At 70.5% G+C, this 16,779-nt stretch carries 12 protein-coding genes; 6 read left to right on the top strand and 6 right to left on the bottom strand.

What is annotated here, in order from left to right:
- Positions 1–526 precede the first annotated feature (526 nt).
- Both ACZ7EC_RS00325 and ACZ7EC_RS00320 read right to left on the bottom strand, forming a co-directional pair.
- Positions 527–2,497, bottom strand: a complete 1,971-nt coding sequence (locus ACZ7EC_RS00325) for an acyl-CoA dehydrogenase family protein (RefSeq protein WP_471055602.1) — start codon at positions 2,495–2,497, stop codon at positions 527–529.
- An 863-nt stretch (positions 2,498–3,360) separates the two neighbouring features.
- Positions 3,361–3,963: a TetR/AcrR family transcriptional regulator gene (locus ACZ7EC_RS00320; RefSeq protein ID WP_471055600.1), complete on the bottom strand. Its 603-nt coding sequence runs from the start codon at positions 3,961–3,963 to the stop codon at positions 3,361–3,363.
- A 105-nt stretch (positions 3,964–4,068) separates the two neighbouring features.
- Here ACZ7EC_RS00320 and ACZ7EC_RS00315 point away from each other — a divergent pair, with 105 nt between their 5' ends.
- The 4 genes from ACZ7EC_RS00315 (at position 4,069) to ACZ7EC_RS00300 (ending at position 7,680) form a co-directional block, all read left to right on the top strand.
- Complete coding sequence (locus ACZ7EC_RS00315) at positions 4,069–4,437, top strand: DUF1330 domain-containing protein (RefSeq protein ID WP_471055598.1); 369 nt, start codon at positions 4,069–4,071, stop codon at positions 4,435–4,437.
- Positions 4,437–5,189: an alpha/beta fold hydrolase gene (locus ACZ7EC_RS00310; RefSeq protein WP_471055596.1), complete on the top strand. Its 753-nt coding sequence runs from the start codon at positions 4,437–4,439 to the stop codon at positions 5,187–5,189. Before ACZ7EC_RS00315 ends, ACZ7EC_RS00310 begins: the two co-directional genes overlap by 1 nt.
- Before the next feature lie 18 nt (positions 5,190–5,207).
- Positions 5,208–5,414 (top strand): hypothetical protein, encoded by a 207-nt coding sequence (locus ACZ7EC_RS00305; RefSeq protein WP_471055593.1) that lies wholly within the window; start codon positions 5,208–5,210, stop codon positions 5,412–5,414.
- 1,852 nt (positions 5,415–7,266) lie between these two features.
- Positions 7,267–7,680 carry a hypothetical protein gene (locus ACZ7EC_RS00300; protein ID WP_471055590.1) on the top strand — a complete coding sequence of 138 codons (414 nt, stop codon included), beginning with the start codon at positions 7,267–7,269 and terminating at the stop codon, positions 7,678–7,680.
- 688 nt (positions 7,681–8,368) lie between these two features.
- Here the strand turns inward: ACZ7EC_RS00300 and ACZ7EC_RS00295 are convergent.
- Together ACZ7EC_RS00295 and ACZ7EC_RS00290 are read right to left on the bottom strand one after the other, a co-directional pair.
- A complete protein-coding gene (locus tag ACZ7EC_RS00295) occupies positions 8,369–8,836 on the bottom strand; it encodes an SRPBCC family protein (protein WP_471055587.1) in 468 nt (155 codons plus the stop codon).
- Between the two features lie 334 nt (positions 8,837–9,170).
- Positions 9,171–10,046 (bottom strand): LysR family transcriptional regulator, encoded by an 876-nt coding sequence (locus tag ACZ7EC_RS00290; RefSeq protein WP_471055584.1) that lies wholly within the window; start codon positions 10,044–10,046, stop codon positions 9,171–9,173.
- A gap of 121 nt (positions 10,047–10,167) precedes the next feature.
- On the opposite strand from ACZ7EC_RS00290, the gene ACZ7EC_RS00285 reads away from it, so the two are divergent.
- Entirely contained in the window at positions 10,168–11,166 is a 999-nt protein-coding gene (locus tag ACZ7EC_RS00285; RefSeq protein WP_471055581.1) for an NADP-dependent oxidoreductase, read from the top strand.
- A gap of 639 nt (positions 11,167–11,805) precedes the next feature.
- Here the strand turns inward: ACZ7EC_RS00285 and ACZ7EC_RS00280 are convergent.
- Both ACZ7EC_RS00280 and ACZ7EC_RS00275 read right to left on the bottom strand, forming a co-directional pair.
- Positions 11,806–14,208 carry a glycoside hydrolase family 65 protein gene (locus ACZ7EC_RS00280; RefSeq protein WP_471055578.1) on the bottom strand — a complete coding sequence of 801 codons (2,403 nt, stop codon included), beginning with the start codon at positions 14,206–14,208 and terminating at the stop codon, positions 11,806–11,808.
- 78 nt (positions 14,209–14,286) lie between these two features.
- Positions 14,287–15,162 (bottom strand): universal stress protein, encoded by an 876-nt coding sequence (locus ACZ7EC_RS00275; protein WP_471055575.1) that lies wholly within the window; start codon positions 15,160–15,162, stop codon positions 14,287–14,289.
- A 533-nt stretch (positions 15,163–15,695) separates the two neighbouring features.
- On the opposite strand from ACZ7EC_RS00275, the gene ACZ7EC_RS00270 reads away from it, so the two are divergent.
- Positions 15,696–16,373: a CBS domain-containing protein gene (locus ACZ7EC_RS00270; protein WP_471055572.1), complete on the top strand. Its 678-nt coding sequence runs from the start codon at positions 15,696–15,698 to the stop codon at positions 16,371–16,373.
- Positions 16,374–16,779 lie beyond the last annotated feature (406 nt).

Here is a 16,779-nt window from a genome sequence, read left to right as displayed (position 1 = left end):
GTCCCACGGCTTTGCGACGTGACGTGGGGCCGCCACCGGTGTGACCATCCCGGTGAGTGCGCCTGCCGGGCACCGGTGCCCGGCAGGCGACGGCGAAGCGACCAGGCGCCATTCACCCGCGGTATGTCCGGAACCCTCCTGTACTCGACCGACCCGGAAACCCAGGCAGAGCACGACCCGCCTGCGCCGGTCCAGCAGCCCACCTGAGCCACAGCACCACCCGAAGTCACCACATGGGCGTGCCCGAGGGCAGAAGATCGGTCGTTGGCCCGGCCAGCGGTCGCGCAGGTCGCTACCTCCGCAGTCGGCGCTCGCATCCATGCTGGACACCTGCACCAACAGTCAGCCAATCTCTGAGGTCGGCAGAGGGTACAGCGGATGGCGAGTGGTCCGGATCATCCCGTTCACCCCGGTCCGCAACTCCCTTCTCCTCCTGCCGCGGGCGTGCCTGTGTCGAGGTTGTGCGGTGAGGTGGGGAGCGAGAGCGACATTGCCGGGTGCCTCCCACGGCCGGGTGGCGGGCACTTCAGCCGGCGGGGCCGACGAGTTCCGGTGAGCGCAGGACTGGGGCCGGGATGTTCCAGGCGTCGACGAGGTCGACGGCGAGGGGGCGCACCTTGCGGCAGAGGTCGTTCACCTCGCGGCTGATCGCCTTGGACCTCTGGACGGTCAGCCGGCCGTGTTCCATGAACCAGGCGCGGTCGGCTTCGATGGTCGAGAGCGCGAACAGGTCACACAGCAGCCCGAGGGCCACCTTCTCGTTGCCTTCGGGAAGTGCGCGCACCTTGTCGACGAAGGCTTCTGTGACCAGCCGTTCGACATGTGCCCGGGCGAGGGCGATGACGTGGTCCTGGACCTGGGAGAAGACCGAGCCGGGATCGACCTGCCGGTCTGTGCCGCGCTTGATGCGGCGGGCGAGGCCGGCGAGCATGTGCTCCTCGCGGAAGCGGACCATGGCGAGCTGGTACTCCGAGTCGAGGAGTCCGGCTTCCCGGTCCCACGCGTCACCGCCGGGCAGCAGGTCGCGGACGCGTTCGAGGAGCTTGTGCGCCGAGGTCCGCTCGATGACGGTCTCGACGGCGAGGCCGGTGACGTAGCGGACCATGCCGAGTTGGTCGAGGTCCTCGAACTCGCTGGCGTGGTCGGTGAGCAAGCCCTTGGCCACGAGCTGGAGGAGCACGTGGTTGTCGCCCTCGAAGGTGGTGAAGACATCGCTGTCGCGTTTGAGGGCGGCGAAGCGGTTCACCGCAAGGTAGCCGGCGCCGCCGCACGCCTCGCGGCACTCCTGGACGACGCGGGTGGCGTGCCAGGTGGCGAGCGCCTTGATGCCGGCGGCCCGCGATTCGAGGCGGCGCCGTGCCTGAGGGTCGTTTTCGACGCCGGAGAAGACTTCGTGCAGCTGGGCCCGTACGACGTCCTGGGCGAAGTGCAGCGCGTAGGTGCGGGCGAGGAGGGGAAGCAGCCGGCGCTGGTGGAGGCCGTAGTCGAGGAGTACCTGTTCCGCGGTGTCCGGAGACGCCTTGAACTGGCGCCGCCGGTCGGCGTACTTGGTGGCGACCGCGAGCGCGACCTTGGCGACGCTGACGCCGGCTCCGGCGACGCTGACCCGGCCCTGCACGAGGGTGCCGAGCATGGTGAAGAAGCGCCGGTCGGGGTTCTCGATGGTGCTCTCATAGGCACCTTCTGGAGTGACCTGGGCGAAGCGGTCGAGGAGTGCCTCGCGGGGGACGCGTACACCGTCGAAGCGAATGCGGCCGTTGTCGACGCCGTTGAGGCCCATCTTCCGGCCGTCGTCCTCGATGGACACGCCGGGCAGAACCCGTCCGTCTGCCCGGAGGGGGACGACGAAGGCGTGGACGCCCTGGCAGCGGCCGTCCACCTCCAGCTGGGCGAAGACGACGGCGAGTTCGGCGTGCCGGGCGGCGTTGCCTATGTAGTCCTTGCGGGCCTGCTCGTCGGGGGTGGTGAGGACGAACTCCCGGTTCTCTTGGTCGTAGCGGGCGATGGTGCCGAGCGCCTGGACGTTGGAGCCGTGACCCGTCTCGGTCATGGCGAAGCAGCCCATCAGCTCTCCGGTGACGAGGCGGGGCAGGTACGTCTTGTGGTGGTGGCCGGTGCCGAGATGCAGGATGGCTCCGCCGAAGAGCCCGAACTGGACGCCGACCTTCACGAGGACGGAGAGGTCGCCGAACGCCAGGGTCTCGAAGGCGGCGATCGACGCGCCGACGTCGTTCCCGCCGCCGTACGCGGCGGGGAAGCCCATGCCGGTCTGACCGGTCGCGGCCAGCTGCACGACGACATCGCGGACCCTCTCACGGAACGCGTCGATGCCCAGCGTGTCGGCCTCGTCGAGGACGGCGGCATGGGTGACCAGGTTCGTCCGGACCAGGTCCCGGATCTCGGCGTACTCGCCGTCGAGGACCGCGGCGAGGGACGGGACGTCGATCTCGGGCTGGAGCCGGCCGGTTGCGGGGGCGGAGGTGTTCTCGGTGGCCATGCCGCTTCGCTACCCCGAGCCGCGACGATCAACCGGCGCCCAGAGTGGTCGGCACAGGGCTCGGGACCAGCGCGCGGGTTCCGGACGGCCGGTTGGCACCGTCGTGCGAGGCCCGGGGCATGCCGTCTCGCGCGGCCAGGGCACGCCATGCCGGCGCTGCTGGGCGCGCCGGGCACACGTGGCAGCAGTCGGTGCGGCCCTGGGCAGTGACTACTTCCGCAGCGAGTCTGCGCTGACGGTCCGGGTCCTGCCGTCGACGAAGGCGAGGGTGATGGTGCCGGTCAGCAGGTCGCCCTAGTGGAACCGAGCCGAGCCGCTGCCCCCGGGGCGCCTTGCGCGTCGAGCGTGATGCCGTCAGCGGGTACCTTGACCGGCGGACCGATGGCCACCGCGATGCCGGAGCCGTCCGTACCGGCCAGGCAGTATGCCGCGTGGCTGTATCTCGTGATGATCACGGAGGCGATGGTCCCGCGGTAGTCCGCGTAGCTGAGCTCACCTCCCCCTCCTTTCTCCGGCACCCACTTCCACTTCCCGAGGCACCCCGAGGCCGGATTTGGAGCACGGTCCAGGTCGTGGGCGGTGCCAGTCCACGTGGCCACTTCCGACGCCGACAGTGCTTTAGGACATCCGCGCCGCGATCCGCGCCTGCGTCAGCTCATTGCGCGGGGCGGGCTCCTGCAGCGGGCGGCCCCGACCCGCCGACGCAGCGCAGAGGTGCGCGTCGGCGTCGTCCGCGGGAATCCGGGCGACCACGTAGCGAACCGGGCAGCTGATCGCGATGCCGCCCGACCGCGCCCGACGGCCTCTTGCGGCCGTCCCCGCCGGGACTGACGAAGTCGTTCCTGTCACGGTTGGCGGTCGGGTCACGCCGGGCTGAGGGCCTGACGCCAGTGGTCGGTGATGCTGCGGCGCAGCCGCTCGACGTCGACGCATCCAGGGGCCAGCAGCCGCTGCAGGGCGACCCCGCGGAGTTGCCCGACGATCGCGACGGCGACTTCCTCAGGCCCGGCGCCGGGGTCGACGGCACCATCCGCGATGCCGGCTTCGATGTCCTCGCGCAGGTCGGCGCGGAAGGCCTCGTCCCGCTCGCGGAAGATCCGGGCCAGTTCGGGTTGGGTGGCGGCCTCGGCCCACAGCAGCAGAAAGGCCTGGTTGAACACGCTGGTCCGGCCGAGTTCACCGAGGTAGCCGTCGATCAGCCGCAGCAGGCGGTCGAGCCCGGCCGGAAGATCGTCCAAGCCCGGCACGAACCCAGTCTGCGTGACGCGCGCAAGCCGCTCGATGAGTGCCTGCTTGCCGCCGAAGTGATGGGTGACGATGCCGCGGCTGTAACCGGCGCGCTCCCCGATACGGGCCAGGGTCAGCGCGCGCACGCCCTGCTCGACGACCAGCTCGGCCGCGGCCGTCAGCAGGGCTGCCTCCGCCTGGTCGCGGCGGTCTTGCTGGGTGCGACGGGTGGTGGTCATGCACGGAGTCTAGCAAAGTAACTTGCGTGTCAGCTAACAAGTATGTGTAGTGTGGCCGTTGTAGCCCGGCTCCGCAGCCGGCTCCGATTCCAGGAGGTTCCCCCGGTGATCGAAATCGACGAACGCGAACTCGACACACTCCTCGCCGACGACCCCGGCGGCCCGGTCGTGATGCTCAATCTGCTGCGCTTCCGCCCGGACGGAGGCCGCGAGAGCTACCAGCGCTACGCCGAGGCCCTCGGCCAGTCGATCAATGCGCGCTACGGCCTGAGCGTGGAGTATCTGGGCAACGGCGGACGGGCGTTGGTCGCCGAAGATGGGCAGGCCTGGGACATGGTCTTGCTCGTCCGCTACCCGGACCGGAAGGCGTTCGCTGGCATGATCCGCGACCCCGAGTACCAGGCGGTCGCTCACTTGCGCAGCGAGGCGCTGGTGGAATCGGTGTTGCAGCCGACTACGCCGGTCGTGCTCTGATGCCGGCGGTCTTCGTCCACGGCAACCCCGAGACCGCAGCGGTCTGGGAGCCGCTGCTGGCCGAGCTGGCAGCCGTCCGCTCCGATGTGGTCTGCCTGTCCCCGCCCGGCTTCGGGGCGCCTCTGCCTGCCGGGTTCGGCGCCACACAGGCGGACTACCGTGACTGGTTGGTCGAGGAACTGATGGCGTTCGGCGAGCCAGTGGACCTGGTCGGCCACGACTGGGGCGGTGCCCACGTCGTGAATGTGGTGCTGAGTCGGCCTGCCCTGGTGCGCAGTTGGGCCAGCGACGTGCTCGGGGTCTACGACCCCGGCTACGAGTGGCACGAGTTGGCTCGCCGCTGGCAGACGCCGGGAGCCGGCGAAAAGGACGTCGCAGCCCGATTCGGTGGAACGGTCGAGGAGCGTGCGGCGGCGCTTGCGGAGCGGGGGATGAGCGCACAGGTCGCGGCTCGCGTCGCGGCGGGCCAGGACGAGGCGATGGGCCGCGCGGTGCTCGCTCTGTACCGCTCGGCCGCCGAGCCGGGCGCTCTCGGTCTCGGTGTGGAGCTGGAGCGCGCAGCGGCGCGACCGGGCTTGGCCGTGCTGGCCACGGCTGACGGCGTCGTCGGTACCGACGAGCAGCGCCGCCGGTCGGCGGGCCGAGCGGGGGCACGGTCGGCGGTCCTGGAGGGCTTGGGCCACTGGTGGATGACCGAGGACCCGGCCACCGGCGCCGCGGCACTGACCGAGTTCTGGGAGACGATCCGCTAGCGGTAGTTCGTCAGCGCGGTGGTCGGCCGCCGCGCCGCCGACCGCGTCCGCGGCGTCGATCCCCGGCCCGTCACCCCCCGACTCCTGCCGCCCTCCACCGCCGTACACCACGCCTTCCCCCGCGAGACCCACGACGGCGCCGCCGTCCGCTCCGCCCCCTGGGCCTCGTCGTCCATCGCACTCCAGCCGCGCCGCCGCGGGCAGGCGCTCGCGCGCTCACTCTGACGCTGCGTTTCGCGGACGGTGCCGCCTGGGAGAAGACCTGACGCCTGCTCCTGACTCAGCCTGGGCCGGTATCACGGCGCTGCCCCCTCACGGGCGCAGCGCCGTTCGCGTTTGCGGTGCCGGGGCCGATCCCGAAGGACCCCGTCCAGGTGGACAAAGGTTCATCCGTGCATGGCCAGACAGTCGGCACCAGGCTCGGGCGACCGGCCAGCGACCTCTCGCGCTGTCGTAGTAGACGGCGAACCGGTCGCGCAGGGCCTGCAAGCGAGGTGCGCGAGCGCAGCCGCCGAGGCCGCCCCGGGCGCGTGCACCCGATCACCGTGAAGAGCTATACCGAGTTCTTCGAGAAGTTCCAGAACGCCAAGGGCGGGGACTGATCCGCGGGCAGCGAAACCGGCACGCCGAGCGTGCTCTCAAGGCACTGCGGAACATCGTTGCCCACGGCGAGTACCACCTGGCGACCCCGGTCGAGGCCGCCTGGGAACTGTCCGACCTGGCCGGGGGCATCAATCACCTGTGGGGGCACCCGACCCCCGGTGGCCGGCTGTACCCCGCTCCCGTCCAGCGCGAAGTCGTCGCGATCGGGTGGAGCGACGACGGCGAGTGCACCATCGCCGGCTACGCCGACCAGCTGGCCGACGCCGTCGACGACGAGACGTTCACGTACGTACTCGTCCGCGCGGTGTTCTGCCCCGGCAGCGTCACTGATCCCAACCTGCTGGATTTCGACGCCCGGCGCGCGTCCACCTCCTTCCCCGCGCAGTACCTGGGGGGCCCAGGCCGGGTGAGCAGTCGGTCGCCTGGCTGAGCGAGCATCATGCGAGCACCGGCGAATGCAGGCAGTGCCCCGTCGAGACGCTCGCCACCGGGGACCTCGTGGCGGTCCTGGAGGCAGTACGAAGCGCCGGCGCTGACACCACGCCGCAGATCGTCCCGGACGTGTGTCTGTGGACGGCGAAAGAAGCGCGGCCGCCCTTTGTTGCAAGACCTTCAGTAGCTCCCGCTCGGCCTCTTCGGTCCGGAACTCGATGTTCCACTGCCGGACGTCGTCGACTGCACGGCCGGGCCGCTGCGGCCGGGCCGCTGCGGCCGGGCACGTCGACGCGGGCGTTCCCCCGATCCGCTCCGCGCCCTCCGCCCGTTCCGCCGACCCACTGCCGTCACGCGGATGCGCCACAGCGGCTACTCGATGTCATTCTCCAGGGGGCAAGTGGCCGGTGAGCCGGGCGGTGGGGCGGGAACGCCGAGGCGCTCGGCCCAGAGCTCGCCCGGAAGGGCGGATGCCGGCCGAACCGCCCCAGGAGTTCGGACGGCGGTGCCCCGGCTCCCACTGCGTCCGCCCGGCGGTGGTTCCGAGCACGCCGCCCAGGGTGAGGACACCGAGACCCTCCACGAGGACTTCCGCGTGGGCATCGACCGTATTGCCGCCATTGCCACCATTGCCGGCACCACCCCCGGCCGAGTCACCGCGCTCCCGCCACAGCTCACCGCTTATCCTGTCCACCGGCCGGCCGCCTTCCGAACCGGATCCCGCGCAGCGCGCTGGGACGAGCTGCTTCCATGTCGCACCTGACCAAGTCCCCGCTGTCGTCCCCCCTCGCTCGGCCTGGCGCCAGGCTCCACGTGTGCAGCAGCTCGACGAGCGGTGTGACGGTTCGAGGTGTAGACGTGGGTGTATGAGCAAGAGCGCGGTTCCGCTGCCCTCGGCCGACCGGTGCGCCAGTGTATGAATCGTTGCCTCGCCCCGGACGGACGCGGACGCGTCAGCTGAGTCGCCTCAGGGGATGCCTTGGCAAGAAGACCCGGACCGCGACATGGCACGTCGGTGTGGACGGAAAGGGGACACCAGCGCATGCCGGACCACACTGTGGAAGCGGCCGGGGGCGGCTGGGCGGCCAGGTGGGCGGGAGCGCTGCTCTGCCTCGTGGTGGCCGGGGTCCATGTCGTGGACCAAGGTGGCATCACCGCCACGAGGGACCCCTACTACATCGGCATCGCCTACCACGTCCTGGAGATCGCGGCCGTGGTCGCCGCGGTGCTGCTCCTGGCCGGTCGTGTCCGGGCGGGATGGCTGCTGGCGGCAGGGGTCGCCCTCGGGCCCGTACTGGGTTACCTCCTCTCCCGAGGACCGGGCCTGCCCCACTACCGGGACGACGTCGGCAACTGGACCGAGCCGCTCGGACTGGCCAGTCTCGCCGTCGAAGGCGCTCTGTTCCTCCTGGCCGTTCCGCTTCTCGCCCACAACCCGCGCCGCAGGCCCCGGTGACATGACCAGGAAGCGACGTCCCTGGTCGTGAAGGGCCAGACGGCCAGGGAACGGCGTCAGACGGGCGACCTGGTCGTGGTGGACCGCGTCGACGAGCGACTGTCGAGTCGGAAAGCGGCCCAGCGGCCCTGCGTGTCCGCGAGGTTCCCGCGCCGCAGACCGGGTCACTGCGGCCGGCCTGAACCCGATGGGCTGCATCATGACCGCCGGTACTCACCACACGCCCGACGGCGTCGACGACCGTACCGCCGCCGCCCTCACGATCGCCGGCCGCACGGCATCCGCCGCCCTCGCTCCCAGCGGTATCACGCCGCCCTCGACCCGCACGGGACCGAGGCGGTGCACGTCGGAAGGAAGCCGGCGTCCCGGCCAGCCGTCACCTACTCCGGTCCGCCCCGACTCGGCGCGAGGCACGGCGTGACGGCGGTGAGTGCCAGGCCGCGATCTCGAGGGCGCGTTCGGCGATCAGCTCGGCTCCCCGCTCCCGCCGGCGCGCTGACCGGCCGTGAACGCACCCCACCTCGCCGCCCTCGTCCGCGCCGGGGCCCGCTTCGAACGCGGCCACCTTGTCGAACACCCGAAGCCCACGCAGCCCGTACAACCTCACCAGTTCCATGATCTTGGCAACTACTCCGCCGTCACCCTTCCCCGGCGGCGTGGTCGAACCCGGCGAAGCAGCCGAACCGAGTCAGTCGGCCACTTCGAGGTAGGACGCCAGGTTGGCCAGCGAGGAGGCGATCCCGGCCTCGTGGTCCGCTTGGTTGATGCCGGGTGGCACGCCCGTGGCGGTGACGGTCACCTCGGTCCCCTCACCGACGGCAGTGAAATGCCAAGTCATCGTCATCGTGCCCGCGTACGAGGGGTCGTCAGCCTCGAACACCGCCCGCTGCACCACGCGCTCGGGTGGCACCAGGGCGGCGAACCCGACCTCGACGACATCCGTCGCATCCGACGTCTTGCCAGGGCTGTCGGCGGGGTCGAGATAGGTGAGGACCATCCGGAACCCGCCACCAGGCCGGGGATCCCACCGCTCGACCCGACCGCGCATGCCGTCCGGCGGCAGCCAGACCTCGAGGGCCTCCCGGTCGAGGAGGGCTCCGTAGACGGTCGCCGGTGGTGCCGCGATCACCCGGCTGACGCGGTCTGTCCTATTCATGGCCGGATTCTAGGATCGAGGTCCGCCAGCCCAAGGCGTCTGCGGCACTGCCTTCTCCCCTCCGGCATTGCGTGGACCGAGTGGATCGACCGCCATGGCACTGCTGGGGCGGCGGTCGCCGGCCCGTCACGCGTCATCGTCCGGGAATGTGCCCGCTTCATCACGCGGCCGCATCGCTCCACCGGCCTGGTAGCGGGTGGCATCCCTACACGCCGCCCGCTGCCGATCGCTGCCCCAACCCGGCACCTGACGCAGCGGGCCGAGCCGCTCGACACCGCGGCGCGCGGGGACACCGCTCGGTGCGGTTACGCGCCGAGCGGGTCGACGCATTCCGTCAGGCTGCCGGGGCGGTCAGGGCGGTCTTGGCCGCAAGCAAGAGGTCGCTGATCATCGGATTCGGGTCACCCCTGCGGCTCGCCAGGACGACTTGGCTGGACGGAGCGCCCTCGATCGGGACAGTGACGAGCTCGGGACGCAGGGAGCTGCGTCGATCGCCGACCGGCAGCACGGCGATCGCCTCGCCGTTCGCGACGAGTTCGAGCTTGTCCTCGTAACTCTCGATCGGCGGTACGCCGGCCCCGAGGATTCGGTAGGAGGTCCATTCCTCGGTTCCGAACGCGCACGGCGCTGCCTCTTCGGCGGCCAGTTCCTCCGCGGTCACCGACGCGCGGCCGGCCAAGGGATGGCCGCGCGGTACCACGAGCATCCGAGGCTCCTCGTACAGCGGGGCGGTGGACACGTCGTCGCCGGCGAATGGCAGCGGGGCTCGTGCGATCAGGGCATCGACGCGCTTGTCGGGCAGCGCCCCGACATCACGGCAACTCAGGTACCTGGTGGTGATGTCGGCGTCCGGGTGGCGGCGGCGCAGTTCCCGTACGGCGGCGGTGATCACCAGGTCCTCGACGTAGCCGATCACGATCCGTTCGGTCCTGGCTAGTTCACGCACGGCCAGTTCGGCCTGGCGGGCAGCCCGGAGCAAGGCCTGGGCCCGTGGGAGGAACGCCTGGCCGGCCGCAGTGAGCCGGGTGCCCTGCGATGTGCGGTCGAGCAGCCGTGAGCCGAGATGTTTCTCGAGGCGTTGGATCTGGCGGCTCAAGGCCGGCTGCGCCACGTGCAGTTCGGCGGCGGCCCGGCCGAAGTGCTGGTGCGTCGCCACCACGGTGAAGTAGCGCACCAGCCGCAGTTCCAGGTCCTGTCCGAGATCGTTCACCGTTCGAGCCTACGTGTCATGCCGTTTCGGAATGACCAGGTTGCCGAACGGGTCTTGGACGGCCTTACCGTCCCGGAGCTTGACTGAAGGGGCAAGGTTTCCCTGAGAAAGCGGCAGCGTGATGAAGGCGATTCAGTTCCACGAAGCGGGCGGACCGGAGGTTCTGCGGTACGCCGAGGTGCCGGTTCCCGAGATCGGCTCGGGCGAGGTGCTCGTCCGGGTGCATGCGGCGGGCATCAACCCACCGGACTGGTACCTGCGTGAGGGGATGAAGGTCATGCCGGCCGGGATGAGGCCGGCGCTGGAGTTCCCCCTGACCCCTGGAACGGATATGTCGGGCGTGGTCCAGGCGGTCGCTCCGGACGTACGGGGCTTCACCGTCGGGGACGAGGTCTTCGGCATGCTGCGGTTTCCGGGGTTCGACGGCCGGACGTACGCCGAGTACGTGGCGGCACCGGCTTCGGACCTGGCTCACAAACCGGCCGGCATCGACCACGTGCAGGCGGCTGGGGCGCCGATGGCCGTGCTCACGGCGTGGCAGTACCTCATCGATCTCGGCCACGAGGTGCCGTCTCCTTTCACCGGGCAGGTGCACCAGCCGGTGCCGATCACACCGGGGATGACCGTGCTGGTCAATGGTGCCGCCGGTGGAGTCGGGCACTTCGCTGTGCAGCTGGCGAAGTGGAAGGGAGCACACGTCGTCGCGGTGGCCTCCAGCCGGCACGAGCGGTTCCTGCGCGAGCTCGGCGCCGATGAGTTCATCGACTACACCACGACGCAGGCCGCGGACGTGGTCCGCGGCGTCGATCTGGTGATCGACACCGTCGGCGGCCCGGACGGCCCGCGCTTCCTGACCGTGCTCAAGCGCGGCGGCACCATGCTTCCGGTGTTCTTCGCCCACTACGACGTGCAGGAGACGGCACGCCTGGGCATCAGGGTCTCGAACGTCCAAGTGCGCTCCAACGGCTCCCAGCTCGCCGAGATCGGGCGCTTGTTCGAGGAAGGTGTGCTGCGGGTCGGGGTGGACAGCGTCTACCCGCTGCCCGAGGCGGCCAGCGCCCACAAACGGGCCGCACAAGGACACATCCAAGGCAAGATCGTGCTGACGGTGGTTCCCTGATCGCCGAACTCCGGCAGGCGATGTGAACCGCTCCATGCGTCTGCCCCAGCCGCCCGCCGGCGCAGATGCTCGTCGCTGCGGGCGCTCGCTGCGGAGCTGCTGCGCGTCGCCGACCACGAGGGCGGGACGGGTGCGGCGGTCGAGTCCGGCGTCGATGTCCCGCTCGGCATCGCATGGTTCGGGGGATGCCGACCTGCGCGGATGGCTCCGCGGCAAGCGCATCGGCGTCCGCGTCGCCCACATTCCTCCGTCCAGCGGACGGCGGCTGCATCGCGCGTTTCGTCGATTCCGACATGGCGGCACCACGGCTGGGATCAGATGTGCCGTACGCGGCGTTGGCCGAGGACGCGGACGAGGTGGGATCGCGAGCACGCCGAGTTCATCCGGTCGCGCAGACAGCCTCGACGAAGTGTCCCACTGCGGGCGGTCGGACCGTTGTGCACTGGCACAGCCGGGCAGTCTCGGCATCGTGGAGACAAGCCTGTCCGCACTGCTTGTGCTGTACGGTCTCCGGCCGGCCCGGCGATCGCGGGGACGCTCCTGTACCGCGCCGTCAGCCAGGGGGCCCGCAACCCATCGGAGAGCGACCTGTGAGGGCAGGTCCGTAAGGTGGCCGCGCCGGATACTGCCGCCGCAGCTTCAGTCCGTAGGCACAAGGAGCGTGCACGTCTCTCCCGGAGCGATGGTCACGGCTCGGTCGGCCAGCACCACGCGGATCGCCGACTCCTCCGAGTCCGGTACCGCGATCTCCAGTTGTCCGCTTCGGCGGCGCACGCCGACGCCCCAGTGACCGCGGTAGCGGAGCGAGAATCCGTACTCGGACAGTGCTGGGAGAGGCACCGGGTCCAGCCAGAGGGTGTCCTCGCGTGTCTCCAGCCCCGTCAGGACGCGCTGGACCAGGTCCAGGGTTCCGGCCATGGCGCCGAGGTGGATGCCTTCGCCCGTGGTGCCCCCCTGGATGTCGGCGATGTCCGCCTCCAGGGCTTCATGGACGTACTGCCATGCGTCGGCCCGTCTGGCTCGGGCGAGGACCAGGCCGTGTACGAGTTCGCTGAGGGTCGAGCCGTGACTGGTGCGTTGGAGGTAGTAGTCGACGGTTCTGCGCCAGATCTCGTCGTCCAAGTGGTACCCGAGACGCCGGAACAGAGAGCGCAGGTCCGTGGGCGAGAACAGGTAGCCGAGCATGAGGACATCGGCCTGCTTGGACGCCTTGTAGCGGTTGACCGTGTCGCCTTCGGCCTCGAGAACGCGGTCGAGCCGCCGGATGGTGCCGTAGCGGGCGCGATAGGCCTCCCAGTCGAGTTCGATGAGGTCGTCGTAGCCTTCGAACTGGCTGATGACGCCCTGGTGGAAGGGAACCCGCAGGCGTCTGGAGATGTCCTCCCACTCCGGCAGTACGTCGGTGCTCAGCCGGGCCCGTTGGAAAAGTTCCTCGCGCCGCCATGCAGGAAGGCGCCGCACGAGCTCCAGGGTGCGGGCGAGGACCCAGGCGGCGGTGACGTTGGTGTAGGCGTTGTCGTCCAGACCGGGCTTCGCGGCGCCGGCGTAACTGTCGTGGTACTCGTCGGGGCCGACGACACCGCTGATCCGGTAGCGGCCCGTGTCCCGGTCGAAGACCGCCAGATCCGCCCAGAAGCGGGCGATCTGCAGCAGCATCTCCGCGCCTTTGGTGTGCAGGTACTCGATGTCACCGGTGGCCTCGCAGTACTGCCAGACGTTGTAGGCGATCGCCGAACACACGTGGTGCTGGAGGCGTGAGTGGTCCGGCAGCCAGCGACCCGAGGCGGGGTTGAGATGCCATTCCTGTGACTCCTCACGCCCATTGCTTCCGCTCTGCCACGGATACATCGCCCCGGCCCTGCCGGCCGCTCCCGCCGCCGCGCAGGCCCGCGGGAGGCGTCGGTGGCGGTAGTTCAGCAGGGCGCGGGACACTTCCGGGAAGTGCAGGTTGAGATAGGGGAGGACGAAGACCTCGTCCCAGAACACATGGCCCCGGTACGCCTCGCCGTGCAGCCCCCGGGCAGGCACGCCTACATCCAGCTCCGCGGTGTGCGGTGACAGCGTCTGCAGGATGTGGAAGAGATGGAAGCGCAGGATGCGGCCGGCCTCGCCCGGTACCTGCAGGTCCGTGCGTCGCCACAGCCGCTCCCAGGCCGCGGCATGCGAGTCGAGCAGGGTCGGGAAGTCCGCCGCCCCGGACACCCGGTCGATGGCCTCGCCGAGGGGATCGCTGATCGCTGTGTCCCGCGAGGTGTGCAGTGCGACTGTCTTGTCCACGGTGACGGGCCGACCCCGAGTGACGGGAACGACCAGACGGTGGACGGCGCGATGGCGGCCGGGCCGAAGCACGGAAGAGGCCGGAGCCTCGTCCGCGCGGATCGTCGTCCGGGCGGCCAGGGTGACGGCGATGTCCGACGTGCGGGTCCGGCAGCTCAACCAGATGGTGCAGGGCTCCTGTGCACCGGTGCGCACGTGGTTCAGATGGTGGTGGTCGAGTGCACGATAGCGGTGCACATTGCCGTTGATCACATCGCCGTCGAGAGAGCTTTCGATCTCGATCTGCCCGGACCAGTCCTCGGCCGTGAGAACCGTCCGCAGTGCGGCCAGGTGCGGGTCGTCCATGTGCACCAGGCGGGTCTGCTCGACGCCGAGCACACCGAGGTCGTCGTCGCGGTGGCGGGAAGACCGCGCGAGTGTGCCCCGGCGCAGGTCCAGGGTGTGCCGGTGGCCCAGGAGGGCGTGCGTGCCGGGGGAGAACCACGGGCTCCACGTCCCGCCGGTGCGGCGCGCCCGGTACCGGAGGAACAGCCAGTTGGGGAGGTTGACCAAGTCTTCGTTCACGACCTGCCGCCCGGCCACGGTCGACTCCAGGCGGTTGTAGCACCCCGCCGCGTAGGTGCCTGGATAGTGCACCAGGCCGGCACGGTGTTCCGGCAGCGCGCCCCGTGTTGCGAAGTAGCCGTTGCCCAGAGTGCAGAGGGATTCACGCAGGCGCTCGGCGGCGGGATCGTATCCCGTCCACTCCCAGGTCCACTCCGACATCCGCCACCTCTCCCTCTCCCTCGCGGGCTGTGTCCCGCCTCCGTGCCTGCGGTGCGCCTCAGACAGGCTCGGTGGGCTTCAGACAGGCTGGGGGACGACGGCGACCGGGCAATCCGAGTGGTGCAGCAGGGTGTGGCCGACCCTGCCGAGCTGCAGACCGAAGTGGCCGTGCCGCCGCCGAGCGCCGACGACGATCAGGTCCGCCTCGGCCGCTTCCCCGAGGAGGATCCGGTGGGTGGAGCCCTCGATCACCTTGCGGCGGACATCGACCTGAGGGTGCTCTCGTACCGCCTCACGCAGAGCATCCTCGATGCCGGTCGCAGCTTGTTCCTCCCGCAGCCGGGCGGCGTCGTCAGCGATCAGCATGTGGTCCACGGGTTCTTGCGACGGATTGCGCCAGGCTCGTACGGCCGTCAGGGTGCAGCCGCGCACCTCGGCTTCTCGGACGGCGAACCGCACTGCCCCAGCGCCACCGGCCGCGTCACCGATTCCCACCACGACGTGACCGAAGACGCCCCGACGGTTTGCCTCCGCCCCCCGGACGACGACGACCGGGCAGACGGCGCGGGCCGCGACGGAGAGGCTGACGGACCCCAACAGCATTCCGGCGATCTCGCCGCGTCCACGCGCTCCCGTGACCAGCGCGAATGCGTCCGGAGCCGTCCGTAGCAGCGCCGACACGGCGTCCTCCGGCAGTGCTTTGCCGGACACCCTGACTCGGGGATTGCGTCGCCGGGCCCGCTCCACGCAGGACGCGACGATGTGCTCGGCCACGACCTCCTGGACCGGTCGGTCGGCGCTCAAGGACGGCTTCGCTCCCTCGTATGCCTCCCAGAGGGAGGCGTGGACCAGCCGGAGGGGAAGACCGTGCCGTGCCGCCTCGTCCACGGCCCAGTCGATCGCTGTCAGGCTGGAGTCCGATCCGTCGACGCCCACGACCAAGGGGGGTTCCATAGCCGTCACCGCCTTCTCACCCGGCAGCCGAGTTCCTCCTGTGAATACCGTCGCACCGCGTGCCTGCCGCCGCGACACGCCATCGGGACAGGGGCGCGGTGGCTCTCCGACCGGTCGGAGAGCCGTGAGGTCATGGCGATGCTTGAGGCATCTGCCGGACTGGGCTCCCCGGCCACCCCGTGCGTGCGCGGTCGGTTGTCACTTCTCGGCTGAGCCCACGCCTTCGGCGTTCGACGGCTGCCCGCCGGCCGATGTCACCGGCATGGCCCGTCCCGGTCGGCCTGTACGCCGTGGACGCGGGCCGTCGCGGGGGGGGGGCGTTCCGTCGTCGTGGTGCGGTCCGCCGATCGCGCCGTCGAGCCTGGCGCCGCCGGTGGCCGGACTCTCGCTGACGCGTCGGGCGCCGAGGTGAGTTCGCATGATCGCCCCCCTCTCCTCAGAATGGTCCTGTATCCAACCTGCCACGCGGGCCACACCGCCGCACGGGGCGGCCTGGTGTCCGTGAGGTGGGTGCCCCGCACCCGGGAGGCACCATGCATCACCGAACAGTCGAGGAGCTCATGTCCCGGAACGTTGTCCGGGCACGGCCTGACACGCCGTTCAAGGAGCTCGTCAGGCTGCTGGAGGAGAACGAGGTCACCGCCGTACCCGTGGTGGACGAGCTCGGCCGTCCGATGGGAGTGGTGTCCGAGGCCGACCTGCTGCGCAAGAGTGCGGACCAGACCGACCCGTCCGGCCGAACCCCCATCCCGCATCTGGAGGCCTGGGAGCGGGCCAAGGCCGAGGGGTCCCGTGCCGAGGAACTGATGTCCGCTCCCGCGGTGTGCGCACGACCCGAGTGGACCGTGGTCGAGGCCGCCCGCCTCATGGAAATCCAGAACGTCAAACGCCTGCCCGTGGTGGACGAAACCGACCGGCTGCTGGGCATCGTCAGCCGCAGTGATCTGCTGCGGGTCTTCCTGCGCCGTGACGACGCCATCCGCGAGGAGATCACCGGAGACGTTCTGCGGCGCACCCTGGGGCTCGAACCGAGGGACGTGACCGCGGAGGTGCGCGACGGGCGGGTCGCCCTTGCGGGCGCCGTGGAGCACAGGAGTCTGATCCCCGTCATCGAGCAGCTGTGCCGGGGCGTCGACGGCGTCGTCTCGGTCACCGCGCAGATCGCGTTCCGGACGGACGACGTCCGGGGCACACCTACCGGATCCCGGTGAGGCGGCTGGGTTGCACAAGGGCGGGCTGACCGGCGGTCCGACCGCTGCCGGGCCGGGGGGCGACCATGTCCTGGCTGTCACGGGGCCGAAGGTCTCCGAAGTAACGGCGACCGGCCCTGGAAGCCGGTCCGAGTTGCAGACCCGGACGGTCAAGCCGCAGCGCACCCACGGTCAGGAGACCTGCGGTCGACGCGGCCTCCCACAGCGCCTGGCGCGCCGGTTGCTCGATCAAGCGCCGGCTCAACGGGTGCTCGCGGTACCTTTCCGCAGGCCGCGCAGAGCGTCCTCCGACACCGGCGCTCGTCCGCGGCCGGTCGGCACCGCTCCTGCCGCTGCCACGCCGCGCCGGCGAGCCCGCGCCCGCGGCCTGAGCCCGGCGATCAACGCGGCGGCCCGCGCTGATCGG

This window comes from Streptomyces sp. NPDC037203 (assembly GCF_055605065.1).
Note: the sequence above shows the minus strand (reverse complement) of the source record. Positions and strands in the feature narration are given on the sequence as shown.